Below are 24,824 nucleotides of genomic sequence, written 5' to 3' on the forward strand. Positions count from 1 at the left end.
CCCCACCAGAACACAGAAAACAGATTACAGAACGAAAGCGGGGCGGAACCCGAGGAGCGTGAGCGCGAGCGAACGCTCATAGCTCAGGTTCAGGGCGAAAGACCCGGCAAGCGCACCATTGTGCCAGCTGCCGCCACGGAGCGGCAGACGCTCACCAGCGTTGTTGACGTAGAGGTTGCCCCGCGCCATGTCGGTGGCGTGGGGGAAGAGGCCGAGGGCCTTGGTGAGATCGGGGGCCGCCGTCCCGGCAGCAGCAAGAACGTCCTTGTATTGCGTATTTACGCTTGCCGTAGCTGTAACCACCTTGGCGAGCTTGACGCCGCTGTCGGAGTTGTATTTCAGGGTGTTGGCCGTCCCCGGCGCCACTAGGGTGCCGTCTTCCAGGATCGCCTGCCAGGCGCTCGACCCTGCAGCAGTGCTCAGGGTGTTGTCGGCAGCGTTGTTGTCGGCGATCACCTGAATCTCGCCGTCCACCAAACGCATGCCGCGCTGCCACTCCCATACGTTTCCGACCAGGTCGGCGATGCCGCTTGGCTCGCCGTTGTGCCGCCACGATGCGGGGCCTGCGCCGGTCAGGGTGCGGGCAGTACCGGAGGCGAGACCGGGGTTGGCGCCGTCCTGCCGGGGGGCGGTTTCAAAGGTGGCGACGTAGTCGCGCCCATAGTTGGTGTTGCCACGTATTGTGTCAGGCCCGAACTGCTTGTGGGTGAGCAGGGCAATGGCGGCCCATTCAGCATTGGTCATCAGATGCCAGCCGGCCCCCTTGATGCTGCAGCGCGCGTCCGCCGTATCAAAATCGATGCTCGCCGCTGGATCGCGGCCGGGGAGCGACAGGGCGCGGCTGTCGTGAATGACGGCCGGATACTGCCCGACCCAGATCTCGCTCTTAGTCGTTCCGTTGACGATAAAGGCCGGGTGTGGCACAGCGGCCCAGGAGGGGTCGATGGTGTCGAGGGTGAACATGGGGATACGACACATGTGGCTCGGGTACCCCTTGTCGTCATACATGACGGTGACCTGGCCGCCGGTGGCGGCTTCGACGGATTGGCGCAGGGAGTCCTTAATGCTGATGATCATACTCATGGCGGTCTATTCTCCTTCAGTTGCGGGGGCGGCAGGGAGCGCCCACAGGTTGATACGGATCAGGTGATAATCGACGGGGGCGCGCTCCAACGTGGTGACGGGCTCTCCGGTTTCGGGGTCGTTTTCGCCGGTTTTGACCTCGACAAGGCGCGCCGGAGGCAGCATGACGTTGGCGACATACCACCCGGCCCCCTGGCCTTCGACGACGCACCCCTTGTCGCACAGGGAAAGATCGATGGTAACCTCCACGTCGCTTTGGCGTGCGGGGATATCGATGGCATAGTCGCCGATGATGAGGGTGCCGCCCTCAAGGGCGACCGGGGCGTGATTTCCTTGGGTCATGATGGTGATTTGCACGATGATATCTCCTTATCCTGCGGGGTTGAGCAGAGTCCAGCGCACGCGGACATTGTCCGCGCCACCACGAATTCTGATCCGGAATCCGTTCTGCTGCCGCTCTGCGATCTCCAGTTGCCCCACAGCCCCCGGATCGGTGGCCGACTCCACCATGAGATCGACGGCGTAGTCGGGGGCGTTCGGCATCGGTGCCGGCAGCGGCACATAGACATCCTGCACGGTGCCGATAACCCAGCCGTTGTAGTCCTGGACGGTGCGACGGTCGGTCAGGGTAACGGCCGCCAGGTTGTTGGTGGTGTCCCCTGCGGGGATGCTGAGCTCGTAGAGGAGCAGGCCGGTGTCGGGGACCGTCTCGCCGACATTGACGCGATAAATTCCCCCATCAAAGACGAGGTAGGCGAAGTACGTCTTGGTCGCCGTGCCGGGGTTGGTCGGCACACTCACGTGATAGTCGTCGTCGACGAGGGTGCGCACGGCGCCGTCCGACCAGGCGCGGCTGACCCCGGAGCCGACGGTGCCGGTGGCCGAGAGGTGCAGAGCGCGGATGTCGGCCTTGGTCAGCACCATCCCCGAGATGACCCACTTGTTCTTGAGAACCACCGTCCCTTGCGCCAGCGCCCGCTTGCGCAGGTGCTCGATGCTCTGCGCGTTGACGCCGGAAATAGAGAGGGCCTGCGCAATGGCGGCGACGATGGCGTTTTGTGCTTCAGTGTCAACCCCTTCGGCGAGGGCTTGCAGCTCATCGACCCTGTCTTTTAAGTACCGCGTGCGGTTGCCGAGCTGTTTCCCCTGCACGTTGCTGATGCCGTTGGGGCCGCCGACAACCGGATCGGTGGTCTCTATCTGGTAAATGCCAGGCTCCCAAGTATTTTGTTCTGCAAGGTTTGCCATTGTGTTTTTCCTTTCCGTGGCGGTTAGTGATCAATTAAAAGCTGATAGTCCAGGTTCCCGACAGGCTGATATCCGACTCTTTTTCGATGACGCCGCGCACCTTGCGTGAATAGAGCGTCCCGTCGGAACAGATCAGGCCAAACTCGCGGATCGCCTTGCCGTTGGCCTCAGATGTCGCCAGCGTCCAGGCAAAGCGCACCTGGCCAGTGGCCGGATAGGTTCTTGCCCCGATGTTTTTCTCGTAGGCGCCAGAGAGGCCGGTGTCGTTGGGGCTTGCTACTGTGGAGCCCGTGCCAAAGCCTATCTTGGTAATAATTTTCCCGCCACCATCACCGCCAATCAATCGCGCGTGGGCGTCTCTGGCTCCATTGACGATCAGGTTTTTATCCTCAAACTCGTCAATCAGTCTGCCATCGCGGAAAACCTGCACTCGCAGGGTGCCGACCGGGGCAGCGGCGCTATCTTTTAACTCCATGGCTATTGCTCCTTATGCTGATAGGTGTTCGGTATTGCTGGCGGCGTGGTGCCGTAATCCATTGTGGTGGTGGCGGCCATTGTGGCGCACCTGGCGAGTCAAGGTGATGGCCATCACGTCTTGCGGCGTAGTACCCGGGGTGCCGTAACGCCCCGACCCGTCATACACGCTGAGGCCATCGGCCAGGGGGGCTCCCTTGCTCCAGCTGTCGGCGGCGGCAAGTTCTAGCGCGCCCAGCTCAAAAGCGCTGCGCTCGTTGTCGTGCAGAGATCCAGTCACATCCCAGAGGCTGTATTTGCTCTGGCCGCTGTAGCCCTGCTCTGCGTCGTAGCGCCAGGTGCCATCAAAGCCAACCGGATCAAACCCCTCGATAAGCCGCGCCTGGTCATGCTGAATCTGGCCGCCATAGGTCAGGCCGAAGTGGGCCTCTTCTTCAAGGGCCGGGCTAACCGTCGTGGTGGTAGCTTCACCCTGTGGCAGCTCATCGGCTAGCTCGGCCGAAAACCTCACTTCGCGCAGATGGCGACTCACCGGCTTGGCCATATCGATCAGGGCCGCCATGCGTGAGCGGGCACCGGCATCAACCCCTTCGTATTCACCAAGATCGACCAGCACATCAAAGAGCGCCCAGCGGCTGCCGCCAAAATAGGTTTCCTCGCCGCTGTAGAGCTGGGTGCCGTCGTGGGTCAGTTGGGGCAGGCCCTCACTGACCGTGGCTTCGGCATAACCGGCACTGCGCAGGGCTTCGCGTACCGCCCAGACCGTCCCTTTGCGGCGGTGGATAGCAATGCTTTCGGCAATCACTGAGCGCTTAACATCAACGCTCCAATTGCTGTCCCAGACATCGACCGACAGCGCCCAGGCCAGCCAGGGCAGCGCATCAGCAGGACAAGTTTGTGGGTTCCAGAGGTCGCCCACCGGAACCGGTATCTCTGTAGTCCGGGCCGTGGCCGCCTCAAGGGCGCGCTCGGCAGCGGTGGTGTTGGGTGGTAGCAGCGTATTACTCACCACGACCCTCCACGACCACGATGATATCGGTACACCAGGCCGCTTGCTGCGGAGATATCACCAGATCGGCCAAAGGAGAGATCAGCCGCACGCGCTGCACACCAGGCTGGTGGAGGGCCGCATAAACGCCGGACAGGGTCACGTCGCGACCCAGGCGGTGTGTCTGGGTCGCGTAGTTTTGCGCTGCGGCCAGGGCCTCCTGACGCACCGTCTCGGCGTCCGGCCCCTGATGGAGGGTCAGGGCTGCTTGAATTGTGTAGTTAACAATCTGGGCTGTCTGCACCGTAACCCCGTCGCACAAAGGGCGCACCGTCTCGGCGGACAGGGCAGCGTCAACTGCGGCCAGCAGGGAGTCGCTTGCAGTTCCGCCACCGACAGTGCTCAATACGGTAACCAATACCTCTCCGGGAGATGGCGAATAAACACCGACATCCTTGACCTGCGGGTCAGCGGTCATGCCGTGGTATTGATAAGCTCCCCGGCTGCCGGCGCTGGTCCAACTCTCCGGTGCCAGCTGCACCCGCCGGCGCAGAGCAGTATCGCTCTCATAGGTGGGGGCAACCGGCGGCACGGCGGCGGGGTCACCGGGGTCGACCACCAGGCGCTGCACACCATAAAGGGCGGCGAGCTGATCAAGATCGCTGCTCTCGGCATAGGCCAGCATCACCGACCGCGCGGCGTCATTGACGCGCTGGCGCAACAGCAGTTCCCGGTAGGCAGCGACCTCCAGAATCTTGTAGGCCGGGTCGCTCTCGACCAGGGCGTCAAACTGCGGGTCACGGCTGCGCAGATCGGCCAGCATGGCGGCAAGAATCTGCTCAAAATCAAGGGGCTCGACTACCTGTGGGGCGGGCAGCAGGGTCAAATCGATCGGGGTGCCGACAGTCTCACTCATAAAATAATCCCTTCCAGGGTCACGGGTTTGCCGGTCGGGCGATAGCGGCCGCTGATCGTCAGGCTGATGTGGCCACCGGCGCCGATGGTGTCGTAGCGCACCTCATCCAGAGCAAAGCGCGGCTCCCACCTGGCCAGGGCTTCGGCGGTGGCGGCGTAGAGCTCGACCATCAGCCCCTGAGTCGTCGGGCGGTCGACCAGGCGCAGCAGGCGGCTGCCGTAATCGCGGCGCATCACACGGCTGCCCAGCGGCGTGGTGAGAATATCGCGGATACTCTGGCGCAGATGGTCAAGCCCGTCGATGGCCTTGCCGGTGTCGGCGTTGATGCCTCTCATAATGCCTCCGGGGTCTCGGCTTCGATGCTGCAACGATAGCCGCCGTCATTCAGGGTGTGGTCAACGCTGATCAGGCTCCACTCGCCCGCTAGCCCCTCGCGCCCATCGGTTATCGTCAGGCGCGCTTCGGCCAGCAGGTTGGCAGCGCCGGGGCCGCTGGCGCGCAGCACGGCGGCCCCGCGCAGGGTAGCCGCCAGGCGGCTCTGGGCGGCGGCGGTGGCGGCAGCAGCATCGGGATAGGCGCGGCGCACGGTCAGCACCGGCTCACCCTCGCCGACAGTCACCGGAGTGCGCTCGGCGCTGCCCTGATCATGCCAGTAGGTGGTGACAGCGGCATATTTGCCGCGCTCGGCCATGGTGACCTCGTAATCGGTTAATGATTCGCGGGTCCAGGTGATATGTGCCAGCGGTTCCCCGGCGGCGCTACGGGCTTGGGCGCGGGGCACAAACAGCAAGCGCCCACCGGCGGCCTTGGCCACGGCGTCGTATTCTCTGGCCAGGCGGGTCAGCAGGTGCAGGTCGCTCTCGGTCTGGTCGATGTGCGGCAGGGTGATGCCGGCCAGCTCGTCCGCAATCGAGGGAATAAAACCATGCTCCCCGGCGATGGTCGTGACCAGGTCGCCGATGGTGGTATTTAGCGGCCAGCTACGCTCTTGCGGGGCGCGGAGCGCCTGGCCCAGATCGGCGGCGCGGGCGCGGATAATCAGGGTATCCGGTGGCCCGGAAATAGACACCTCGTCGACAACCCAGCGGCCCATGGCGACCAGGCCGGTTTCGCGGTAGCCTAAAGCGACCTCCAACACCGCACCGGTGCGGGGCAACGCGATATGGGGGGCGCGATCATCGAGGCGGATTTCGCAGGAGTCGCTTTCCAGCCCCGCCTCATCGCGCAGACGCAGTTCTAAAAAACGCTCACGGATGATCGCGGTGATGTCCTGGTTGTCGGCTTCGATGCGGAAATCAGGGGTCATATCAGTCCCACAGTCTGATGATCTTGGTGGTGGTGGCGGCGGGGATCTCGGGCAATCTGATCACCAGCCCTGCCTGGTACACCGGGCCGATAGCGGCCAGATGGCGGTTAGCTTCGAGTACCAGCTCAACGACCTTGCCACTGCGGCCATAATGGCGGTGGCAGATATCGTCGAGCATATCGCCGTCGCGGGTGCGGTATCTGGTGGCGCTCATGGCTGGTCCTCCCCGTAGCGTAGCAAGCGCAGGCGAAATTCGATTTTGTACGGGTCGCCATTGCGGGCAAATAGGGTCTGGGTTTCTTCGATGCGCTCGATGCACCACAGCCCCCAGATTTTGCCGCGGCCGTCGCTGAGCATCAGCGCAGTGCCCTGGCCTGCCAGGTTGCGCATACGGTCAAGCTGGTTCAGGCCTCCGGCAAAGTGCGGATGGATAATGCCATCAAGATCAAGGCTTTCGGTTCCGACCCCGACAAACTGCGTGGCCGGGGCGCGACCGATCCGCTGCTGTTGTGGCCAGCGGTATTCGGCGCTGCGGCGCAACTGTTGATAAGCGGCTGACGGCAGAGCAAAGCGATAATCCCCCAGGGCCATCATGATCTCAGTCATAGAGCGCCCCCCGCTGACGTGCCGCCTGGCTGCGCTCCCGCTCTTTAAGTTGGCGCTCAACCTCGGCGGCGATCTCTTTAGCGTCCATGCCGGGGGTGGCGTTGATGACGATCTCGTAGCGCTCGTTGTGGTTGATCACCTGTTCCCGCGCCTGAGTTGTTGGGGCAATAGTCGCTGCAAGCCTGGCGTCGGCAGCGGACTGCTGCTGTTCGTGTCTCCCGCCCCGAGCGTCAACCATGGCCAGACCTTGGGTTTCGGGCAGCTCGACCGGCTGAACAACGGGACTGACGCTGGCAAAGCCTTGGGTTTCGGGCAGCTCGACCGGCTGAACAACGGGACTGACGCTGGCAAAGCCTTGGGTTTCGGGCAGCTCGACCGGCTGAACAACGGGACTGACGCTGGCAAAGCCTTGGGTTTCGTGGACTTCTGGTGGTGCAGCAGCGACCGGAGCGGCGAGGTTTGCGCCCAGGGCGACGGTGGCAGCGGCTTTGCGAGTGCGCCCGAAAAAACGGCGCTTTTCTTTTTCCGGCTCGGCGCTTGATTCTGGCTCCTGGTCGTCTTTTTTGCCGCCGAACAGGTCACCAACAAACCCGGTCAGTTTTTCGCCTGCCTTAAAAAGCAGCCCCAGGGGCGACTTTTCCCAGATGCTGATCAAAAAACCGACGCCATCTTTAAACAGGGATTTAATGCCGTCCCAAAGACCGCTAAAAAAGCCCTTGATCGGCTCCCAATACGCAATCACCAGGCCCGCAGCCAGGGCAATACCGGCTATTGCCAGGCCGATGGGGTTGCTCATCACCGCCAACCCCATCACCCGAAAGCCGGTGGCAATAGCGGTAGTCGCTGTGGTGACTATCGCGCTGCCAATCGCCCAGGCCTTTTGAGCGGCAGCCAGGCCCCAGGTTTTCAGGGTCGCAAAATGCAGCGACTTTCCCACCCAGGCCATTGCCAGAGCGACCTTGGGGGACGCCGCCAGCGTGGCGTAGTAAGCGGCCTGCATACCAAGCCAGCCGCCCTTAAGCCATAAAACCCCGACGGTTAGCGCCTTGGCGGCGGCCAGCACCCCGATAAGCCCAACCACCAGCCCCACCGTTGTACCGGTGGTGCGGGGGAATTTCTCGCTAAGCCACTGCAGACCGAGCGCGACCTTGCCGATCGCACCGGCCACCGCCTCCGCTGCCGGATAGAGAGTTGTGCCGACGGTCGCTGACAGATTCTGCATCTGCTGGCCCAGTAACTCAAAGCCCCGGCCGCGCTGCATGCGCTTGGCCATTTCTTCGGTCTTTTCCAGACCACCGGTCAGTGACTTTTCAATTTCTGCCGCGCCGTCACGCAAGGCGCCGCGCCGAGCCAGGAGCAAATCAACCAGCTCCGTGGCTTCCTTGGTGCCAAAAGCCGCGCGCAGGTCATCCTTGGCGGCCTGGTCCATCACGCCACCGTAGGCGTCGTTGATTTGGTCGAGGATTTCAGGCACCGACTTGAGCATGCCGGTCTGCTCGTTAACAAAATCAAGGCCGAGCTTTTCCCCGGCGCCACTGGCCGAGGCCAGAAACGCGTTGAATTTGGTTGCCGCCTCACTGCCGCTCATGGTGCGCTGTAACTCACCCAGCACCGCCAGTTGCTCGGAAAACGCATAGCCTGCGGTGGTCGCGGTCGCTCCCAGGCTTGAGAGCGCCTGGCTCATCTGTGCGCCGTCGGTCCGAAAGGCCTGGACGCTGGCAGAGATCCCGGCTGAAAAGTATTTACCGAACTCAATGTCGCGCTCTTCCGCCGACAGCGACTGCCAGCCGGTGATCACCTGCTCGCCAAAACTGTTGAACTGATCGCGATAAATGCCGTAGCCCTTGGCGAACAGGTTGGTCATTTCCGCCGTGGTGCTTTTGGTTGCTGCTGCGGTTAACGCCGCGATACGGGTGAACTCCCCTACCGCCACATCGCCCAGGCTTGAAATACCGCTCTTAACGTCGTAGCTGGCGCGGACAAAGTCGCTGACACTGGTGCCCGCCCAGGCATTGGAAAACGCCTCGCCAACACGGGTGATGCTGTCGATCCCGGAATCATCAATCCCCAGTGAGGCAATTTCGCCCTGTGCCTTCAAGACGTCGCCGCGCGCACTGACCAGCTTGCCGATGGAATACATGGACGCGGCAATGCCCACCAGCGAAGAGCGCGCCTCGCCCAGCGCTTGACGGTTGGCGTCGATCTTGATGCGCACGCTCGATTGCTTTTTCAAGTTGAGCAGGGTAGAATTAAGCCTGCGGCTGGAGGTATCCAGATCCCGCACGTCCACCCCGGCGCGCTGCAACGACGCCGCCAGCTCACGCAGGCGGGCGCTGTTGCCTTGGGCGTCTTTTGATAATTTTTTAAACTCGGCAATTTCCAGCTTGGTGCCGTTCAGCCCATCAATCGCGGCACTGATCTGCTCAAGCGAGCGATAAGCCCCGCCCATCGCTGCCGAATAGGAGGAGCCCAGTGTCGCGCCGATCGTTAAACCAATCGCCAGGCTTTTACTCATCGCTGTGCGCCTTGTTTGCTACCATTGCCATCGTCCTTTGGTTGCTGCACGGGGTTGAGGTGCGTGGTGCTACGCCGCTGACCAACGGGCTTGCCGCCGCCTTTATTGCTGTTTTTGTTTTCCCTGCCGTGCGGGCCCTGATCCGCTGCGCGGCCTACTTCTTCCGGTAAAAATCCTTCGCCTCGCCCAACCAGGCGAGCAGCTCCTCTGCGGTTAAATCCAGCAGCTCATCAAGCCCCCAGCGCGTGGCGCTGTTCAATGCCAGCACCGCGCGTCGGGCGCTGGCCGGGGTCAGGACAAAAAACCGCTGTACACTTCCTGGATGGCGCGGTAGTCGGCCAGATCCAGCTCCTCAATGACTGCCGGGGCGACTTCGCACAGGTTGGCGAACAGCCGCACTTCTTTTTCTGCGTTGTTGGCGCCCCCCTTTTCGGCGGCCAGCTGGTCGCGGACCCGGGGTCTGCGCAGGTTCAGCTCCAGGATTTCCTCACCACCGATGGTGACCGGGTGCTTTAATTTCACCGTTTCCATGATAGTTCTCCTAAGGGCGCCCGGATCGCCGGGACCCCTCTTTGTTAGATGCCAAGGTTGGCGCGGGTTGCGGCCATCTGATCAACGCCGCCGATCACCCGGCGCATGGCCATAATGTCGATATCGTGCAGCACTTCGCCGGCCTGCGTGTATTTGTAGGCGCGCAGGGAGACAACGGCCTTCAGGGTGGCCTTTTCACCTGCCTTCCAGCTGCCGTGCTCCAGTTCGCGGATCTTGCCGACCAGGTTGATCACCACCGGCACATTGTCGCCGTCTTCGCTTTCGGCGGAGCCACGCAGGGTCAAAGGCGTGGTGTTGCCGGGGGCCAGCCCGAACAGCTTGATCACCTCGCGGTCGTACTTGGTCAGGGTGAACTCGCACTCCATTTTTTCCATGCCCATCTCGACATCCACAGGGGCGTCCATGCCGCCGCCGCGAAATTCCTCGGTCAGCATGGTCAGCTTGGGTGGGGTGAGCTCCTCGACGTCTCCGGCATAACCACGACCGTCAACGAACAGGCTGAAATTGCGTAGAATATGGCTCAGCATCGTTTTTTATCTCCTTAGACAATCTGCTCGAAATAGTCATTGACCATGCGGCTGCGGAAGGTCACCCGCTCGGCCGGGGCCGGTGGGGTAAAGTCGAAGTCAAAGAACACCTTGCCTGCCGCCAGGTTCGACGGCGTGTTCAGTTCACTGTCGGCCCAGCACTTGCCACCCAGAATCGCGCCCAGGGTGGTCAGGTAGCTCAGGTAGTTGTTGACCCCTTCGACCACATCCTCCAGGTAGGTCTTGGTGATGTTGCGGTCAACGGCCCACAGGTGGGCGCGCAGCAGGCTCTCGTTGATCATGTCGGCGGTGCGCACCACGTTGATAAAGGCCCACTTGGGGTCGCTCGACAGGGTGCGGTTGCCCCACAGTCGGTAGCCGTCCTGTCGGATGATCGTCGCGATGTTCTGCTCGTTAAGCAGGTTGGCGCGGGCATCGGCGTCGCCCAGGGTAAAGTCGATCGGGCGGGTGGTGCCGACAATGCCGTACATTTCGCGGTTGGAGGGGCTCCACCAGAAGCCGCGCTCGGCGTCCGATTTGGCGATCATTCCGGCCACCCGGGCGCTGGCAGGCTCAATCGCCACCTCGCCATCAGCAAACACCTTGACGCCGGGGTCAACCAGATAGACGCGGCGACTGCCGAAATCCGCCGCATAGGTGATGGCATCGGCGTCGTTGGTGTCGGGGCCGTCGGCAATAATCACGGCGCGCAATCGGTCGGCAATGCCCAGCAGCTCCGCCACCACCGGGTTGGCCAGAAACTGCCCCGACGTGACCGGGTCTTCCGGGCGATGACTGGTAAAGCCTGGCGCGCACAAGATGCGCGGAGCAAAGCCAAGGACGCTCTCGGCGGCCAAAAAGGCGTGAACGCCGGTGTAGGCGCCGGTTTCCACATCAACGCCACCAGTCACGTTACTGATCGTCGCGGCAAGGTCCAGCCCCTCGTCGACCCGTACCACAACAACAACCGCCCCAGCCTGGTCAAAGATGCCGTCAATAGCGTCGGGCAGGGTTCCGTTGCCGGCACCGACCGTATCGAGGGCAGCGGCTTCAAGGCGATTTCCGGCAATCATCACCGGGGTGTTCAGCGGAAACTTCGCGGCGTCGGCGTCGGGGGCGGTACCGATCAGGCCGATAACGCTACTGCGAACGGTTTGAATCGGGCGCGGGCCGTAGTCAATTTCTACAACCTCAACCCCGTGTAAAAACGATGGCATGGCTTATTTCTCCTTGCTGGTTCTGGGTTTGGCTTCCACTTTGACCGGCTCGATCTTCCCTGCCAGCACCAGATATTTGGCTTGGCGTGGGTTGAGCTTAACGGTCTGGCCCTGCGCCACCTGCGACCCATCGGCCATGGAAACATTCCTCTTCGCGATATAGCTCTGCTGTTCTGGCATGATCCTTCTCCTTTAGTAGACTTTGCCTGTATGCTCACCATCCGGCGCACCGCCGGTGGTCTCAACCACAGCGTTTGCCTGAATCTCGTCAATAATCCCCTGGCACAGCGCCTCCAGCACCTTGCGCCGGTACGCGGCAACAGCGCCACCGTCGTTGCTTTGGTGAGCCGGTACGGCAGCCATCCGCGCCTCGACAAAGTCGGCCATGCTCTGCTTGGTCAGCCCCATCAGAAACTCTCCTGAACTGTTGCGCTGATGTGAGGGTGCGGCTTGCCGGTAAAGGCGCAGATACAATCGCCCTGGACCGCCCCCTTGAGCTGGCCGCTGCCACCATCGATGTCGACCTTGTTCTTGCTGATCAGCGTCGTCTTTCCCGCGACGTTGATGTCGGCATTGCCGCCGACGTCAATCAAGGTCTGACCGGCGGTGTTGATGTGCAACTGGCCGGCGGCGCGGTCGTACTGCACAAAGCCGCCGTCAGCAAAGTCAATGCGGCGCACCGTTTCGCGGTCACCATTGGCCGGGTGCGCTGCCTGGTAAATCGCCGGGAGCACCAGGCCTTGGGCCAGGTCGCCGCAGGGGGCCAGCAGCAGAACTTGTTCGCCGACCTCGGGTGCCCACCAGTCGCGGTCGTTGCTTGCGCGGCGAGTCAGCCAGGGAAGCCAGGTGGTCAGCAGGTTGCCCGATTTGACCCGCACTTTTGCGGCGGGTGCGTCGAGTTCAGCCACCGTGCCGACGCGCAACAGGTTGGCAACCATGCGCTCCAGCTCACTGACGCGGTAGTTCAGCGGCTCGTTCATCAGTCGCTGCCTCCCAGCTTGATATAGTCGTCCTCGTGGGGCTCGCCGATTTCCGGTGCAAAGCCGACGTAGAGCTCGGAGGGCAGCACGCCTTCTCCGGCCCAGATATCGGCCCCCAGGCGCACCCGCTGTTCCCAGGTCACAGCCCACAGCGCAACGCCCGCCTTGTCGAACTCGGCCCCGTACAGGTTGTCGAGTCGGGTCACGCTGGCCGCGCTGCAGCCGGTCTGCCCGAAGCGCGCCCCCTCCACCTCGGCCAGCACACCTTCGGCCAGCTCCAGCGCATCCATGCCGCGCTCGTTGCGGCCTCCCGCGTGCCGCGTCAGGCAGTAAGCGCTGTAGCGGCACAGAAAGTCGTATTCGCCGTTGCCGTGCTCGCTGCCCCGGGTCGCACCCAGGCAGGCCACCAGCACCGCAGGCGCCGCCAGGCTGCCCCGCGACAGCTCCCCGCCGGAGAACTCCCCCGCGTACAGGTCGCAAGTGCGAAGACCGGGCAGGGCTGTTTTCAGGTGCGCCACGGCGGCGCGCTGCAGCTGGTTGGGAGTCGTCACTTAATAGCCTCCGCCGTCAAAAACCGAGCGCCCCGGCTTGAACTCGGCAGCGTAGGTGTCGTCACCTGCAGCCTCCTGCGCCTGATCGTCCACGCCAAGGCTGACCTTGCCGCCGGCGATCTCGCGCAGCAGCCTGCGGGCCTCATCGGCCTGCTTGCTCCAGCGCTCGTCGTGTGTGTCGGAATCGGTGGCCAGCACGTCGCGGGCCAGAATGCACGCCAGGCGCGTCAGAGTCAGCGGCACGGTGGAAAGCGGCAGCTCGTAGCGCGGCGCCAGATACATATCGATTTCAGCCGAAGCGTCCGCAATCGCCGCGTCGATCACGGCGGAATCGATAATCCCCGCGCCGTCGCGGTCGGTGAGCTGCACCAGCAGCTGCTCGCCGAATCTCTCTATCATCTGTGCCTGGGTGCAATACATCGGTTACTCCTTCTTTGCCCCGCCGGCCTTCTTGCCGCCCTTGGCCTTGCCACCCTCGACCCCGGCCTCAACTTCGAGCATCGGCTCGTTGAAAAGCACCTCCAGCTCTTTCTCGCTGAAGTGATCATCGGCGTATTCGGTCGGCTGCTTGCTGTGGGCGACGCCGCAGCGGCGGAAACCGTCGCGCCTGGCAGTAATGCGAATCATAAAAACCTCCGGCAAAAGGGGAGCGGGCACGCGGCCCGCGCCCCTTATCTCAGGTTGACGTCAGCGCCTTAGTCCAGCCAGGGCACTTCGAGCAGCTCGACGCGGTTGAAGTTGATGTTGCTGTCGCCGCCGTTGATCAGCTGAGCTTGCAGGATCTTGCGCGCCGCACTGGCGTTGCTCGAGCCCACCACCAGAAGGTTGGGCTTGACGCCCAGGGGCTTGCCGTGGTCGCCCTTGAAGGCGCTCAGGGCGTCGTAGGCGGCTTCGAAATTCGCGGCACTGAGAACCGCTTTGCTGCCAAACGCCATCTGCCAGAAGCCGAAGCCCACGTTCTTGCGGTCATCGACGCCGTAGATCAGCTCGTTGCGGTTAAACACGTTGTCGTCTTCAGGCTTGTCCTTGTTGACGAACTGCGGCTCCTTGCGCATCTGCAGAATCAGCGGCTTCAAGGGCCGGCGGGTGTCGAGCAGAAACCAGGGGTTCTCGGCACCGGCCTGCACGTTGCTCACGCTGGCGGTGCTGCCGTCGGCCTGGATCACCGGGTGATCGGTGTCGAAGAAATACTGGCCGTCGTAGCATTCGGTGGCGAAGCCGGACGCCAGCAGGTCAAACACCAGCTGATCGGGGTGCTCTCCGGCTGACTGGCCGAGCATCTCCATCATCGGCGAATACACGCCGTACTGGTCGTCTTCGACCTTTTCGCGCGGCACGCCCACGGTCAGCTCGAACTTCTTGTTCTTGATGCTGTAATCGTGCTGCTGCAGGTTGTGAATGTGCCGGTCGCCGACCCATTCGCGCATGCCGGGGATATCGCCCAGCCAGCCGTAATCCTCCGCGCCGGTGGTCGACGGCACGCGGGTGGCCACCTTGTTCCACATGGGCGCGACGCCGCCGAAGCCGCGCTGGAAGGCGGCGTTGAAGGCGCGGAACAGAATAGAAAGATTGCCGCTGTTGATGATCATGTGAAAGCTCCTTTATCTCGACTTAAATGGTTGATTATCGAAGATCGACCCAGACGCCCTGGGCGTCGACGTCGAAAACCTTGCCGGCCACAGACAGCGTGCCGGTGCCATCGGTCTTGGCGACCGTCTCGTCGTCCGCGATGTAGCAGTCGGTGCCGATGTCGGCAGTAGCAACGGGGTCGGTGCTGCTGTTGGCGAAGCGGAAAATGCCGCGCTCGATGCGCACATCGGCCGCGTCGTCTGCGCCTGCGCTGTTGTCGACCGTCTCGGCGCAGCGCCCCACGCCGAGCAGCGTGGTGGCGGCAGCTCCGGGGGTGGCGCGGCCGTTGGCGTCGCGGGCGACCATAGCGCCTGCGAAAAAGATTTTGGCGGCAGCGGCCTTGAGCGTAAGCTGGTCGCCGCTGCGGCGGGCGGTGTCTCGTTCGGCGGTCAGAGCCATAAGGTTTCTCCTCTATCCTTGGGAAAAGATTGTGGCGGTTATTCCGCCGGGTTGGCTTTGCGGTAGTCCTCGGCGCTGATACCCAGGTTGCGGCACACGGCCAGCTCTTCTTCGGTCAGGCTGTCTGCATCGCCGCCCTCGGGAGCTTTGCCCCCGGTCTGGGTGCCGCCCTTAAGTGCTGCGATCGCAGGGGTCTTCTCGAGATACCCCTTAAGCGCCGCGACATCTTTGTTGCCCAGCTCTTTCGCCCAGTCTTTCTGGGCGGGCAGCAGCTTGCCGTCGGCGATACCTTTGTCCACCAGGGCGGTCACTTCGCCGCTGGTCTGCTGCGCTTTCAGCGCGGCCACCTCGGTCTTGAGCGACTCGAAGATCTCCATCGGCACGAACTTGGCCGGGTCGGGCTTGGCGGCTTTAAGCGCCGCAATCTCATCATCCTTGCCCTTGGCCGCATCCGCCTTGGCTTTGAGTGCGGTCATGGCGCTTTTGATCTGCTCGTCGCTCGCGTCTTCGGCAAGCCCCAACAGCGCAATCAACTCTTCTCGGTTCATGGTGTGCTCCTCTTCTGTGGTTGAAAACTTCGCGGCGGCCCGGGCCGCCAGGTCACTATGGCCGTCCAGGGCCGGGTAGTTGGTCAAAGCGGCCATCAGCAGCTGCGTGACGGTGCCGCTTTGCCGGTCGTATCTGAAAACGGGAGAGATATAGCGGTACTCGCCGGCCTCGATCAGCGCCCGGGCACGTTCGGTCCAGCGCACATCGGTGGCGTAGAGCCCATCGCCCTCGCGCCATTCGAGGCGCTTGAACCAACCGGCCGCAGGCGCGGGCTTGCCGTTGTTCTCGGCGTTGAGGGTCTGGTGTTCGTAGTCGATGACAAAGTCGCCCCGGGCGGCTTCGGCCTGGGCGATGAGCCGCGCGGCGGCCGCAGCGTCGACCTTCCAGCTTTCGACGTCACCGGGGCGGCCATCTCTGGCGCGGAACTCTCCAGCCGGCACCAGCATGATTTCGGTCGGCACGCCGCCGGTCAGTTCGGACACGCAGGCGGCAATGGCAATGCGGTGTTTTTTGATCATCCTCGTCCCTCCATGGGCCGCTTTTGCTTTTGCGGGTCAGTGGTCTGAATCAGAACCGTTTTTAAACCCTTTTTAAAATCCTCTGTATTGAACGATCTTTGCTTCCCCGTACGTTGGGGTGGTCGCGACCCTTTAAAGCCGTTACAGGGCAAATTTCGCGTTCAGCCTTCCAGCGCCTGCGCCATGTGTTCCTCCACCAGGCGCAGCACCTCGGTCTCATCGCCGCGCGAAAGTCCCAGAAAGGGCCGTTCCGGAATGTTCGCTTCGTCGCGCCCGAACTGATGCGTCGCGCCGTAGATCCGGTCGGTGCCGAACACCAGCTCTTTCGCGCTGGCCTGGTAGCGCAGCGTGCCCGCCAAAAGATCATCGAGCACCAGGACCTTGCCTTTATTGCGCTTCTTGCGCTTTTTGTACTGCGGCGACAGCGGCTCCCAGGGGTCACCTTCCGGGCTCTGCTGCTCCTTGAACCTCTCGTCGTGGGCCAGCAGCAGGTATCCGCCGATATCGCGAAAGACCGGCGCGAGGTTGCCCGCCTTTTGCTCCAGTCTCTCCAGCGCCGCCTTGACCTCCTCGATCCCGCTGACTTCGACGTTGAACTTCGCACCGGCCACTACCGCCTCCGCCCGTCGGTCTCACTACGCAGCCGCGCGGCAATGTCGGCCGGCAGCGCAGCGATCTTCTCGTCGATAAATCCGGCCCGGTTCTCTCCTGGCCGATATTCAAAGCCCGGATCGATGCCGTGCGGCACCTTGACGGTGCGCGGGCTTGGGCCGCGCACGCCGACGGTCTTTTCCTCCCACTCGACCGGCGGGGCGCTCTGGGCCACATCCAGCCCCATGCGCCGGGCGTCGGCTTCGCTGATCATGCGCTTTTTGCACTTGCAGCCCCAGCCGTTCTGCGGGGTGTGGGTGTCCCACCAGGGGTCATCGAGCGGCAGCACCAGCCCATCCCAGGCCAGATGCTCCGGGCGCGGGTCTTCGCTGCCGCCGTGGCGGTACAGGCCATAGGGCCTGCGGCGCCTCAGCTCCGGGTCGGCCATCTGCGCTTCGCGCCCGGCGTGATAGCTCTGCCGCAGGTTCGTTTCAAAGATCACCCGGGTGCGCCAGTTGCGCCCTCCGGTGTAGCTCCAGCCGCGTCGCTCGACGATCTCGTCAAAGTCGCGGCGAAACTCCTCCAGGGTGGTGCCTTCAGCGATCGCCTTATCCACCGCTGCGCGCAGATCGGCCAGCAGGTCCGCCTTGGCCGCGCCGGCCACCATGAAGGCGTGGTTGTGCTCTGCGGCATACACATCCGTCCAAACCGCCGTGAGCTGCGGATACTTGCGGCGGAAGAACGCGATCTGCTCCGCAAAAGGCAGGCTGCCGTATTCAGCCATCCTAGAGATCCTCCAGAATCTCGTAACGCCCGGCCAGGGCCGCAGCGGCCAGGGCCTGCGCCATCGCATCGGCCAGCGCGGCCGAGTCCATCTCGGGCCAGGCCTCGATCAGCGAGTCGCGCAGCTCCTCGAGAGAGCTCGCCTGCTCCACCTTGCGGCGGATCACCTCGACCATGTCTTCGACCGGCTTGCGCGCTTCACGCTCGAGCCGGGCGATCTGCTGCGCCTGTGGGTCATCGGCTTCACTCTGCCCTTTAAGCGCCGCAAGCGCGGTCAGAGACTCGGGCGGGGCGGGTTTGACGCTTCGCTGCAAAACCTCTTCTCCTTCTTCGGCCTGCGGGATGCGGGTCTTTTCATGCAGCCACCAGGAGGGGATCTTGGCGCCCAGGTCGACAAACACCGGCAGGCTCTCCGAGAGCAGCTTGAAATCCTCGGTGTCGCCGGGGTCGAGAAAGAACCTCGGCGCGCGGCGGCGGTCTTCGATGCCGAAGTTGAGCGCGGCCATCGGCCACAGGATGTCGCGGCAGATGGTGCCGGCGTACTGGCGCGCGTCGGAGCGCAGCAGGCTCTGCTGGCTGCGCTCGTGCACGTTGCCCAGCGCGTTGGTATTGGTGCCCTCGCCGGTGCCGCTGGTCAGTGTGGAGCCCAGAATCGCCTTGCCCTTGGCCCGTTCGCACCAACGCATCATGGACTCGAACAGGTCGGACTTGCCGTTTGCCGCCTCTTTGAACTCGATCTGCATCCCTTCGGGGATGATGCCGGCGGCGCGGTGGCCAAGCGTTGTGACCGCCCGCAGCAGCGTTGCCCTCTCTTTCGAGGTGGCGTTGCGCGGATAGGTGCCGATGCGCGCGGGCAGACCGTAGATTTCGAGCAGCTCGGCCAGATCGCCCAGTGCGTAGTTCTGAAACAGGTAGGGCCAGGCCAGCACCCGGAGCAGGCCGGACCTTGACACATAGCCCGCCTTGGCGCGGTGGCGGTGCTGTACCCAACCCAGTGGCCACAGCGGCGCACCGGTTGCCGAGTTGTCGCGCAGGCGCAGCTCCTGCTGGTTGTCGAGCGGCAGGCGAAACCACGAATGCGGCCGAAAGATCGGCTGCTCGATAATGCGCCGGCCGCCGTCGATCGACCAGGGCAGCTCCAGGTTGGCCCAGCCGTGGCCGATGCCCGAGCCCATTTCGATAATCAGATCTTCGACCTCAATGCCGCTGAACACATCGGCGCAGAATTCCGCCGCCTTTTTCTCCTGGGCGTTTGCGCCGTCGGGTGCCACGATCTGCCATTCCATTTCGGCGGCGAGCTGGCGGCGCTTACCCAGGTCTGCGGCGATCTGCGGGTCTTTCTCCTCCATGTCGTCGAACAGCTCGTGCTGCGCCTTGATGTCGCCGCGCTCGGCGTCTTCGAGAATGCGGTAGAGCCGGGCAGGGGTCAGGCCCTTGCTGGGGTGCTCGGCGAATTCGCGCTTGAGCATGCCGATGCGCGATTCGTTGTCGGTCTGCTGCTCTTTGAGCGCGTCGGTTTCATCTGCGCCGAACAGCCGTTTCACGAGGCTTTTGACACTCACCATGCACCTCCTATGGCCTCGGCCAGGTCGTCATTGTTATCGTCCTCGTCGGCCGAGCCGTTCCAGCCGCTGTTCGATCCGGGGGCGGCGGTAAAGTCGATCTCTACCGCCTCCATCAGGCTTGCGTAGTACGCCATGGCAATGGCGATGGCGGCGTCGCCGTGGCGGTTCTTGCTGTCGCCGGTCTTGCCCTCCGGAAGCCTCGGGATGCCTTTGACTACCTGCAGCGCCCGCAGGTCATCGAGCACCTCGCGGTCGCGGGGGATCGAGAGCAGATCATCCTCGAAAGCCGCCTTGAGCTTTGGCATGTTCTCCAGGTACCAGCCTTGTGAGAGCATCACCGCTTCGATGCGCCCCGCGCCGTAGCGGTAGGCGGTCTGCTCGGCCAGGTATTGCCCGTTTCCGCGCGCATCGAGTGCGCCGGCCTGCAGTCGCGGCAGGCGGTCGGCGATGTAGTTGAGCACCTGCTCCTGTTGCTTGAACGGCACGTTGCGCAGCTCGACCAGGAACGGCACAAACCGCGAGAGGTCGCGGCGGATGGCGATCGGGGCGATCACCGTCAGGTCGCCAGAGCGCCCGAAGTCTTCCCCGAAAGCGTGCGGGTCGCCCGGGTCAAGGGCGGTGAGGTGCGGCAGCAGCTCTTTCTCGCACCAGTCGCGCATCTCGGCTTCGCGCAGATGTTCCGGCCAGCCGTTGAATTCGGCCGATCCCTCGAAACGCAAGACCGGTGCTTCGCCCATGCGCGACTCGATCAGCGCGCGCGACAGGTAGGCCCCGCCGCCGCTCTTGGGCACGCAGTAATATTCCTCCAGCGCGTCTTCGCGGGTGGCGGTGTCGCGCAGCAGGTTGTTTTTCCATTCGTCTTCGGCCGCCTGGCTCCAGTCGGTGCCGCGCACCTGGCAGATGCGCTTGTACAGACCGTCGCGGCAGGCGTCGTCGAGAGTAATGCGGTGCACGCTGTAGCGTTTCTTACCGGCGCGGCTGTCCTGAATGATCTCGTTGAACAGGTTCTCCACGCCGTTGTGGGTGCTGATCAGCCGCACCTTTGCGCCCCACATGGTCAGCGCCAGCGCCGCTTTGAGCACTTCGGCCAGCTGCTCGTGGAAGGCGGCCTCGTCGATGGTGACGTTGCCCTGCCGGCCGCGCATGTTCGAGGGCCTGGAGGAAAGCGCCTGAATCTTGAACCCGCTGGTAAAGCGGATGGTGTAGGTGAGGATGTCTTTGTCCTCGTCTTCGAGGATCTCTTCCTGGATCTCGCTGGCGGCCCGATTGAACGCCTTTGCCCACATGGCGCAGGCGTCGATAAACTCGATCGCCATCTCCTTATTGGAGCCGACGTAAAAATGATTGGTGCCGCCTGCCGCTTTCGACGCGCTTGCGGAGAGAACCGCGTCCGCCGCTTCGGCCCAGGTCAGACCGGTCCGGCGGCTTTTCTCGGCGATTTTGAGCTGCGATTCATCGGCAACCCAGCGCCGCTGGTAGGGCAGCAAAATGCTTTCGGGCGTCTCGCTCATGCAGTCCCCAGAATCTCGCGTTTGATCGCCTCGATCGAATCGCGGCTCATGCCCTGGTTGGCCAGGGTCTTCTCCGTCACGTCGGCCGCGGCCTCGGCGGCCTGCCTGCGGATCTCTGCCTCGCGCTTGACGTTGAGGTTTGCGGCCTGTTCAAGACGCTGTGTGGTCAGCGCCAGGTCTTTAAGCATGCCGACCACCGCCGGGGCGTTCTCAGGGTCGACCCCGCCGCGCTTGAGCATGCGGGTCAGGTCGAAGGAGAGGCTGCGCAGGATCTCGTTGACCAGGCTGCCGACCTGCCCCTGGGGCGCGGCTCCGAGCTTGCCGATCCACACTTCGGCGATTTCGCGCGACTCGCGCAGCTCCTTGCCGATCTCCTCCATCTCAAGCGCGTAGCGGTTGACTGCGCTTTTACTCAGCCTCTCCGGCGTCCCGTCGGGCAGATCGGCGCGGGTGCGCAAATCTTCGAGCATGGCGTTGATGCGCCTCACCGCTTCGAGCTGCGTGACGCGGCGATCGGCGAGCAGCTCGTTGAGCTGGGCGCGGATATCGTCTGGCAAAAGGTCAATGCTCGACTGCTGGCGCTTTTTGCGCGTGCGGCCCATGGGTTACGCCCTCGGCCGGGGGCGCTTGATGCCGTCGACGCGGGCGGCGCCGGTAGAGACGTCGATGCCGCGCCCGGTGATGCGCGCAACCTTGATGCCTGCGGTATCGCCCACGGTCACCAGCCCCTGCTCTTCGAGCCAGCCAAGCTCGGTGCGCACCCGGTCACGGGTCACGGTGTGCCCGAAAAGCCCTAGAATCTCTTGCAGGATGGACTCGTTTGCGCTGTAGCCCTGGTCTTCTGCCAGCGCCTTTAGAATCACCAGCCGGATATCCGCAGTGACAAGATCGGCAAAGCTCATGTGTTCCCCCGGTTGTTCAGCAGGTGCTCATGCACCAGTTGCAGGTTGTTGTTCAGGCCCTTGACCGCGCCCACCAGCTCGTGCACGTCGCCGTGGATCTGGTCGATGCGGCGGTAGACTTTAGCGAGGTCTGTGTGGTTGGGCAGGTGCTTGACTTCGCCTTCAACGGTGCGGATCCGGTCGCCGTGCAGCGCCATGATTTCATCGATTCGTTTATGGTGATCCCTGCAGTCGGCTGGGGACGTCACAGCGTCGAGCCGTTTTCTCAGGGCGTCCACCTGTGTTTTGGGGGCCCGGTCATTCACCGCCGCTTCAACCGCCCTGAAACGCTTTGAGGTCACCTTCTCGCGATCGCGCCACCAGGAAAAGATCCCCAGCGCAATCAACCCGCCCAGCTGGACCACGTCGAACCAGAACCGCGCCGCGCCGTAGTTTTCAATCATCGGTGCGCCTCGATCTCGCGCTGGCAGTCGATGCAGCGCACAGCATTGGGGTTGGCCTGGCGGCGTTTCAACGGGATCTCCTCTTCGCAGTCGATACAGTGTGTGCGCCCGGCGGCGCTGCTCTGTCGGTTGCGCCAGGCGTCGAGCGCCTGGGCCTGGTAGCGCTCGTTGTGCCTCTGCGCCCGGTCGATATCGTCAGCCATGTCGTCTATTCTTCTTGCAGCCGGTCGCCGCAGCACTCCAGCAGATCGACCAGCGCCTCGTCGGAGAGCAGCCAGCCGGTAAAGGGGGCGGGCTCTGTCGCCTCAAGGGCGATCGTCTCGCTGCTGCCCCGCAGATAAATGTTCTCGGGCGGCTTTGCGGCGCAGCTCGTCAATACGAGCGCTGACGCGATCAGCGTCCCTCTCAGCCACAGCCCGGCGTATCTCTTGCTCATCCTCGGTTCCGCGCCGCTCATCCTGGCGCGCCTTCCATTCCTGGTAGTGGTGCAGCAGCGCGACGATGACCGCCGCGATGCCTGCGATTGCCTCCAGCACCGCCGCTTAGTCCGTGCCCTGTGCGCCGACGTGCGGGTCGGTCTTATCCCCCCAGGTCACCGGCTCTTTGGTCATCAGACGCAACGCCACGTTGATGGCGGCGAGGAGCGAAACCTGTGTTTCAGGGTCGATTACAAAGCCTGTAAAGGACTGTAAAACCATCGCCAGCAGTGCGACGACGTTGGTCCAGAAGGTTTTGGAGAGATAGATTTTCTTTCCGGTTGCCATAGGGTGTGCTCCTTTCAGCTTTCGAGACGGCCCAGCCAGCCGGCCAGAAAGCGCGGCTGATCAAGGGATATGTAGTGCCCGGCGGCCTGGTATTTAAGCGCAGCAAGCAGGGCGCGCGGGTGATCGTACTCGTTGACGGCGGCGGCGGTGACGGGGCCAAGCAGGCCGTCCACAACCAGAGAGCCCCCGGCGCGCAGCAGGTTGCAGGCACGCTGCAGCATGCGCACAGCCGCCCCGGGCCCGCAGTTGACCCCCAGGTCGAACAGGCGCGCGGCCAGATCCGGGTGCTTAATGCGCCAGATGCCGGGCTTCTCCCAGTAGTCTTCGCGGTAGATGGCCACAGCGTGGGCCATCGAGAGATTGGCAATGTCAAGGTCGGGATAGGCGCGGCGGCTGATGCCGTACTTCGTCGCGCCGCCGCGATCGTGCGCGTCGTCGACGTAGCCGCCTTCATGCTGGATGGTACGCATCACCGCATTATTGAAATGATCTGTCTCGGAATGGCCCATGTCGATACCCTTAAAGCCGCCAGGCGGGCCCGGCGGCGTTGCAGTGTGACGTATTCTGTCACGGTCAGGGTATGAAAAAGCCCGCCGGGCGGCGGGCGGTTTGTCAGGGGTGAGATAATTCTAAAGAGGCAGGTCCATCTGGTTGGGGTCGTCGAACTTGCGGGTGATGGTGCGGTTGCGGGCGAGGAAATCAACCAGCTCCTGGTAGCGTACCCGGTGGTGGCCGCGCGTCATGTAGCTATCGAGCGTCCAGGGCAGGCGGGGGCTGCCGTCAAGCTCCTGATCGTAGGCGGCGACCATGCGCCAGAATGTACGCTCTGAGACACCCAGGATCAGACACACCTCGCTGCGCCGGTAGCTGGGGCGCACCGGCAGGCCTGCGGCCTTGAGCATGCCGTTGAGCTTTTCTTGGGCGAGGTCCATAGGCTGTTCACTCTCCTTTCTTGGCAAGCTGTTCGCGCAGCTCGCGCAGCCGCTGTTTTCCGGCTTCGCGCTCTGCGTCGCTGAGCGGCGGCTCGTCGAGCTTTGGCCGGTCGGGGCGGCGCGGCAGGGCCTCGATCAGCGCTGCGGGTTCGGGCCAGCGTTTGAGCCCCTGGGACAGCAGCTTTTCAAAACCCTTGCGGATGCGCGGCGCGTCGATCTCTTCAATCTTCAAGCCCTGGCGCTGGGCCACCAGCCGCCAGATATCGGCGGTGCGGCAGATCACATCGGCGGCGGGCGTGCCGTCAAGCCCCAGCGTCAGCAGCGCCGAGAGCCCTTCAGCCAGGCCGCGCTCCAGCCAGCCGCTTCCCGCCCACTCTGAGAGCGCCACGATGGCCGAAGCCCGCTTGCCGCGTGGGGCGGGGTTGTCGTTTGCGACATATTCTGTCACGGCATGCGCCCCGGCGTCGACGGACTCAACAACGCGTTTCAGGTAATTATGGTTCTTCAGCGGCCGCACGTCGCCCTGGTCGCGCTTGGCGCGCATGGCTTCGACGGTCTCGGTCAGGGCCGTGGCCAGGGCGCTGCGGTCGGCGGGCAGCTCAAGCACCTCGCGCGCCAGCTTGAGGGCGCGGGCATGGCTTAAATCTCGCGACGCCGGGCGAAAGCAGCCCAGGTAGGCCACCAGCGGCTTGAACAGCGGGCCGCTGCCGGCGAGCAGAACCAGCAGCTCGCGGCCGGATTCGTCGGCGGTGAAGGCTTCAAGGCTGTTGCTGGCGTGGCAGCAGGGGCAGCGCAGTTTCATGCCAGGTCCAGCAAGCGTTCGACGATGCGCAACAGATCCTTGGCGACGTCGCCGTCTCTGCCGAACTGGTCCCCGGCGAACTTGAGGCGCTTTACGCAGGCGGCGTCAATGTCGCCGTCGTCGATATAGGGGCGCCCAGTCGTCAAAATGGCGTCAACCAATTCTTTTTCGGTCATATCTTCCTCCATTTGCACACCATCACCGGCCCGAGCATCAGCGACCATTCGAGCACATCATAGGGCGCGTCGCAGCGCTCGAAACCCCAGCACTTCCACCAGACGCGCAGCGGCCCGCCGTAGCTGCAGGTGATGCGGGTTAGTCGAAAAAAAAGGCGCTTCATCCGTTGCCTCCCATCTTTTTATGGCTGCTCGTCAGTACCGGGTCGCCACGCCCGGCAGACGTGAGGTCGCAAAATGCGGCCTCACGTTTCGCTTAAGTTCGACGCTTCTTCTCCGCCTCAGCCTCAGCCTTCC

At 63.4% G+C, this 24,824-nt stretch carries 39 protein-coding genes and 1 other RNA gene; 1 reads left to right on the forward strand and 39 read right to left on the reverse strand.

What is annotated here, in order from left to right; genetic code table 11:
- Positions 1–24: 24 nt before the first annotated feature.
- Genes GSUB_RS15980 through GSUB_RS18275 form a run of 11 tightly spaced genes read right to left on the reverse strand, consistent with a single transcriptional unit; the run spans position 25 to position 9,136 of the window.
- Entirely contained in the window at positions 25–1,083 is a 1,059-nt protein-coding gene (locus GSUB_RS15980; RefSeq protein WP_040201729.1) for an SUMF1/EgtB/PvdO family nonheme iron enzyme, read from the reverse strand.
- Between the two features lie 6 nt (positions 1,084–1,089).
- Complete coding sequence (locus GSUB_RS15985) at positions 1,090–1,440, reverse strand: hypothetical protein (protein ID WP_040201731.1); 351 nt, start codon at positions 1,438–1,440, stop codon at positions 1,090–1,092.
- A gap of 12 nt (positions 1,441–1,452) precedes the next feature.
- Positions 1,453–2,331: a hypothetical protein gene (locus GSUB_RS15990; protein WP_040201732.1), complete on the reverse strand. Its 879-nt coding sequence runs from the start codon at positions 2,329–2,331 to the stop codon at positions 1,453–1,455.
- 34 nt (positions 2,332–2,365) lie between these two features.
- Positions 2,366–2,806 carry a hypothetical protein gene (locus tag GSUB_RS15995; protein ID WP_040201733.1) on the reverse strand — a complete coding sequence of 147 codons (441 nt, stop codon included), beginning with the start codon at positions 2,804–2,806 and terminating at the stop codon, positions 2,366–2,368.
- Positions 2,807–2,818: 12 nt separating this feature from the next.
- Complete coding sequence (locus tag GSUB_RS18270; RefSeq protein ID WP_052465010.1) at positions 2,819–3,814, reverse strand: phage tail protein I; 996 nt, start codon at positions 3,812–3,814, stop codon at positions 2,819–2,821.
- On the reverse strand, positions 3,807–4,709 hold the full coding sequence (locus GSUB_RS16005; RefSeq protein ID WP_040201734.1) for a baseplate assembly protein: 903 nt from the start codon (positions 4,707–4,709) through the stop codon (positions 3,807–3,809). The genes GSUB_RS18270 and GSUB_RS16005 overlap by 8 nt, the downstream gene beginning before the upstream one ends.
- Entirely contained in the window at positions 4,706–5,044 is a 339-nt protein-coding gene (locus tag GSUB_RS16010; protein WP_040201735.1) for a GPW/gp25 family protein, read from the reverse strand. The genes GSUB_RS16005 and GSUB_RS16010 overlap by 4 nt, the downstream gene beginning before the upstream one ends.
- Positions 5,041–6,015, reverse strand: coding sequence for a contractile injection system protein, VgrG/Pvc8 family (locus GSUB_RS16015; RefSeq protein WP_040201736.1), 975 nt, complete (start codon positions 6,013–6,015; stop codon positions 5,041–5,043). The genes GSUB_RS16010 and GSUB_RS16015 overlap by 4 nt, the downstream gene beginning before the upstream one ends.
- Position 6,016: 1 nt before the next feature.
- Entirely contained in the window at positions 6,017–6,229 is a 213-nt protein-coding gene (locus tag GSUB_RS16020; protein ID WP_040201738.1) for a tail protein X, read from the reverse strand.
- Complete coding sequence (locus GSUB_RS16025; protein ID WP_040201739.1) at positions 6,226–6,621, reverse strand: phage tail protein; 396 nt, start codon at positions 6,619–6,621, stop codon at positions 6,226–6,228. The genes GSUB_RS16020 and GSUB_RS16025 overlap by 4 nt, the downstream gene beginning before the upstream one ends.
- A complete protein-coding gene (locus GSUB_RS18275; protein ID WP_052465011.1) occupies positions 6,614–9,136 on the reverse strand; it encodes a phage tail tape measure protein in 2,523 nt (840 codons plus the stop codon). The genes GSUB_RS16025 and GSUB_RS18275 overlap by 8 nt, the downstream gene beginning before the upstream one ends.
- An 11-nt stretch (positions 9,137–9,147) precedes the next feature.
- Here GSUB_RS18275 and GSUB_RS19445 point away from each other — a divergent pair, with 11 nt between their 5' ends.
- On the forward strand, positions 9,148–9,306 hold the full coding sequence (locus GSUB_RS19445; RefSeq protein WP_158414107.1) for a hypothetical protein: 159 nt from the start codon (positions 9,148–9,150) through the stop codon (positions 9,304–9,306).
- Positions 9,307–9,427: 121 nt separating this feature from the next.
- Here GSUB_RS19445 and GSUB_RS16035 read toward each other — a convergent pair whose 3' ends face one another.
- The 28 genes from GSUB_RS16035 to GSUB_RS18800 form a co-directional block, all read right to left on the reverse strand.
- On the reverse strand, positions 9,428–9,667 hold the full coding sequence (locus GSUB_RS16035; RefSeq protein ID WP_040201740.1) for a phage tail assembly protein: 240 nt from the start codon (positions 9,665–9,667) through the stop codon (positions 9,428–9,430).
- A gap of 44 nt (positions 9,668–9,711) precedes the next feature.
- The gene (locus GSUB_RS16040; protein ID WP_040201742.1) at positions 9,712–10,215 is read right to left on the reverse strand and encodes a phage major tail tube protein; all 504 of its coding nucleotides are present in this window, start codon (positions 10,213–10,215) and stop codon (positions 9,712–9,714) included.
- A 14-nt stretch (positions 10,216–10,229) separates the two neighbouring features.
- Positions 10,230–11,432 (reverse strand): phage tail sheath subtilisin-like domain-containing protein, encoded by a 1,203-nt coding sequence (locus tag GSUB_RS16045; protein WP_040201743.1) that lies wholly within the window; start codon positions 11,430–11,432, stop codon positions 10,230–10,232.
- A 3-nt stretch (positions 11,433–11,435) separates the two neighbouring features.
- Positions 11,436–11,612 carry a hypothetical protein gene (locus GSUB_RS19450; RefSeq protein ID WP_158414108.1) on the reverse strand — a complete coding sequence of 59 codons (177 nt, stop codon included), beginning with the start codon at positions 11,610–11,612 and terminating at the stop codon, positions 11,436–11,438.
- A 12-nt stretch (positions 11,613–11,624) separates the two neighbouring features.
- A complete protein-coding gene (locus tag GSUB_RS16050) occupies positions 11,625–11,840 on the reverse strand; it encodes a hypothetical protein (RefSeq protein WP_040201744.1) in 216 nt (71 codons plus the stop codon).
- The gene (locus tag GSUB_RS16055; protein ID WP_052465012.1) at positions 11,840–12,412 is read right to left on the reverse strand and encodes a phage baseplate assembly protein V; all 573 of its coding nucleotides are present in this window, start codon (positions 12,410–12,412) and stop codon (positions 11,840–11,842) included. The genes GSUB_RS16050 and GSUB_RS16055 overlap by 1 nt, the downstream gene beginning before the upstream one ends.
- Complete coding sequence (locus GSUB_RS18280; RefSeq protein ID WP_052465013.1) at positions 12,412–12,963, reverse strand: hypothetical protein; 552 nt, start codon at positions 12,961–12,963, stop codon at positions 12,412–12,414. The genes GSUB_RS16055 and GSUB_RS18280 overlap by 1 nt, the downstream gene beginning before the upstream one ends.
- On the reverse strand, positions 12,964–13,383 hold the full coding sequence (locus GSUB_RS16065; RefSeq protein ID WP_040201745.1) for a gp436 family protein: 420 nt from the start codon (positions 13,381–13,383) through the stop codon (positions 12,964–12,966). It abuts the gene before it with no gap.
- Positions 13,384–13,386: 3 nt separating this feature from the next.
- Positions 13,387–13,590 (reverse strand): HI1506-related protein, encoded by a 204-nt coding sequence (locus GSUB_RS16070; RefSeq protein WP_040201746.1) that lies wholly within the window; start codon positions 13,588–13,590, stop codon positions 13,387–13,389.
- Positions 13,591–13,658: 68 nt separating this feature from the next.
- Positions 13,659–14,552, reverse strand: coding sequence for a Mu-like prophage major head subunit gpT family protein (locus GSUB_RS16075; protein WP_040201748.1), 894 nt, complete (start codon positions 14,550–14,552; stop codon positions 13,659–13,661).
- Positions 14,553–14,586: 34 nt separating this feature from the next.
- Positions 14,587–14,991, reverse strand: coding sequence for a hypothetical protein (locus tag GSUB_RS16080; RefSeq protein WP_040201750.1), 405 nt, complete (start codon positions 14,989–14,991; stop codon positions 14,587–14,589).
- Between the two features lie 38 nt (positions 14,992–15,029).
- Entirely contained in the window at positions 15,030–16,058 is a 1,029-nt protein-coding gene (locus GSUB_RS16085) for a phage protease (protein WP_040201751.1), read from the reverse strand.
- A gap of 161 nt (positions 16,059–16,219) precedes the next feature.
- Complete coding sequence (locus tag GSUB_RS16090; protein ID WP_040201752.1) at positions 16,220–16,669, reverse strand: phage virion morphogenesis protein; 450 nt, start codon at positions 16,667–16,669, stop codon at positions 16,220–16,222.
- Positions 16,669–17,433, reverse strand: a complete 765-nt coding sequence (locus GSUB_RS16095; RefSeq protein WP_052465014.1) for a phage head morphogenesis protein — start codon at positions 17,431–17,433, stop codon at positions 16,669–16,671. The genes GSUB_RS16090 and GSUB_RS16095 overlap by 1 nt, the downstream gene beginning before the upstream one ends.
- 1 nt (position 17,434) lies before the next feature.
- Positions 17,435–18,997 (reverse strand): DUF935 domain-containing protein, encoded by a 1,563-nt coding sequence (locus GSUB_RS16100; RefSeq protein ID WP_052465015.1) that lies wholly within the window; start codon positions 18,995–18,997, stop codon positions 17,435–17,437.
- Positions 18,991–20,508 carry a hypothetical protein gene (locus GSUB_RS16105; RefSeq protein WP_040201753.1) on the reverse strand — a complete coding sequence of 506 codons (1,518 nt, stop codon included), beginning with the start codon at positions 20,506–20,508 and terminating at the stop codon, positions 18,991–18,993. The genes GSUB_RS16100 and GSUB_RS16105 overlap by 7 nt, the downstream gene beginning before the upstream one ends.
- Positions 20,505–21,110, reverse strand: a complete 606-nt coding sequence (locus GSUB_RS16110) for a DUF3486 family protein (protein WP_040201754.1) — start codon at positions 21,108–21,110, stop codon at positions 20,505–20,507. Before GSUB_RS16110 ends, GSUB_RS16105 begins: the two co-directional genes overlap by 4 nt.
- A 3-nt stretch (positions 21,111–21,113) precedes the next feature.
- Complete coding sequence (locus tag GSUB_RS16115) at positions 21,114–21,410, reverse strand: VpaChn25_0724 family phage protein (protein WP_040201755.1); 297 nt, start codon at positions 21,408–21,410, stop codon at positions 21,114–21,116.
- Positions 21,407–21,853 (reverse strand): DUF2730 family protein, encoded by a 447-nt coding sequence (locus GSUB_RS16120; RefSeq protein ID WP_040201756.1) that lies wholly within the window; start codon positions 21,851–21,853, stop codon positions 21,407–21,409. Before GSUB_RS16120 ends, GSUB_RS16115 begins: the two co-directional genes overlap by 4 nt.
- The gene (locus GSUB_RS16125) at positions 21,850–22,056 is read right to left on the reverse strand and encodes a TraR/DksA C4-type zinc finger protein (protein ID WP_040201758.1); all 207 of its coding nucleotides are present in this window, start codon (positions 22,054–22,056) and stop codon (positions 21,850–21,852) included. Before GSUB_RS16125 ends, GSUB_RS16120 begins: the two co-directional genes overlap by 4 nt.
- A 5-nt stretch (positions 22,057–22,061) precedes the next feature.
- Positions 22,062–22,289 carry a hypothetical protein gene (locus tag GSUB_RS19455; RefSeq protein ID WP_158414109.1) on the reverse strand — a complete coding sequence of 76 codons (228 nt, stop codon included), beginning with the start codon at positions 22,287–22,289 and terminating at the stop codon, positions 22,062–22,064.
- 106 nt (positions 22,290–22,395) lie between these two features.
- A complete protein-coding gene (locus GSUB_RS16135) occupies positions 22,396–22,617 on the reverse strand; it encodes a hypothetical protein (RefSeq protein WP_040201760.1) in 222 nt (73 codons plus the stop codon).
- Between the two features lie 14 nt (positions 22,618–22,631).
- Positions 22,632–23,126, reverse strand: a complete 495-nt coding sequence (locus tag GSUB_RS16140; RefSeq protein ID WP_052465016.1) for a glycoside hydrolase family 108 protein — start codon at positions 23,124–23,126, stop codon at positions 22,632–22,634.
- A 120-nt stretch (positions 23,127–23,246) separates the two neighbouring features.
- The gene (locus tag GSUB_RS16145; protein WP_040201762.1) at positions 23,247–23,549 is read right to left on the reverse strand and encodes a MerR family transcriptional regulator; all 303 of its coding nucleotides are present in this window, start codon (positions 23,547–23,549) and stop codon (positions 23,247–23,249) included.
- A 7-nt stretch (positions 23,550–23,556) separates the two neighbouring features.
- The gene (locus tag GSUB_RS19200) at positions 23,557–24,351 is read right to left on the reverse strand and encodes an HI_1489 N-terminal domain-containing protein (RefSeq protein ID WP_144402053.1); all 795 of its coding nucleotides are present in this window, start codon (positions 24,349–24,351) and stop codon (positions 23,557–23,559) included.
- Positions 24,348–24,539 (reverse strand): hypothetical protein, encoded by a 192-nt coding sequence (locus GSUB_RS19460; RefSeq protein ID WP_158414110.1) that lies wholly within the window; start codon positions 24,537–24,539, stop codon positions 24,348–24,350. Before GSUB_RS19460 ends, GSUB_RS19200 begins: the two co-directional genes overlap by 4 nt.
- Positions 24,524–24,691, reverse strand: coding sequence for a hypothetical protein (locus tag GSUB_RS19465; protein ID WP_158414111.1), 168 nt, complete (start codon positions 24,689–24,691; stop codon positions 24,524–24,526). Before GSUB_RS19465 ends, GSUB_RS19460 begins: the two co-directional genes overlap by 16 nt.
- Positions 24,692–24,709: 18 nt before the next feature.
- Positions 24,710–24,785: hammerhead ribozyme type II (locus GSUB_RS18800), an RNA gene on the reverse strand.
- Between the last annotated feature and the right edge of the window lie 39 nt (positions 24,786–24,824).

Origin of the sequence: Geoalkalibacter subterraneus, from assembly GCF_000827125.1 — a bacterium.
Taxonomy (GTDB): domain Bacteria; phylum Desulfobacterota; class Desulfuromonadia; order Desulfuromonadales; family Geoalkalibacteraceae; genus Geoalkalibacter_A; species Geoalkalibacter_A subterraneus.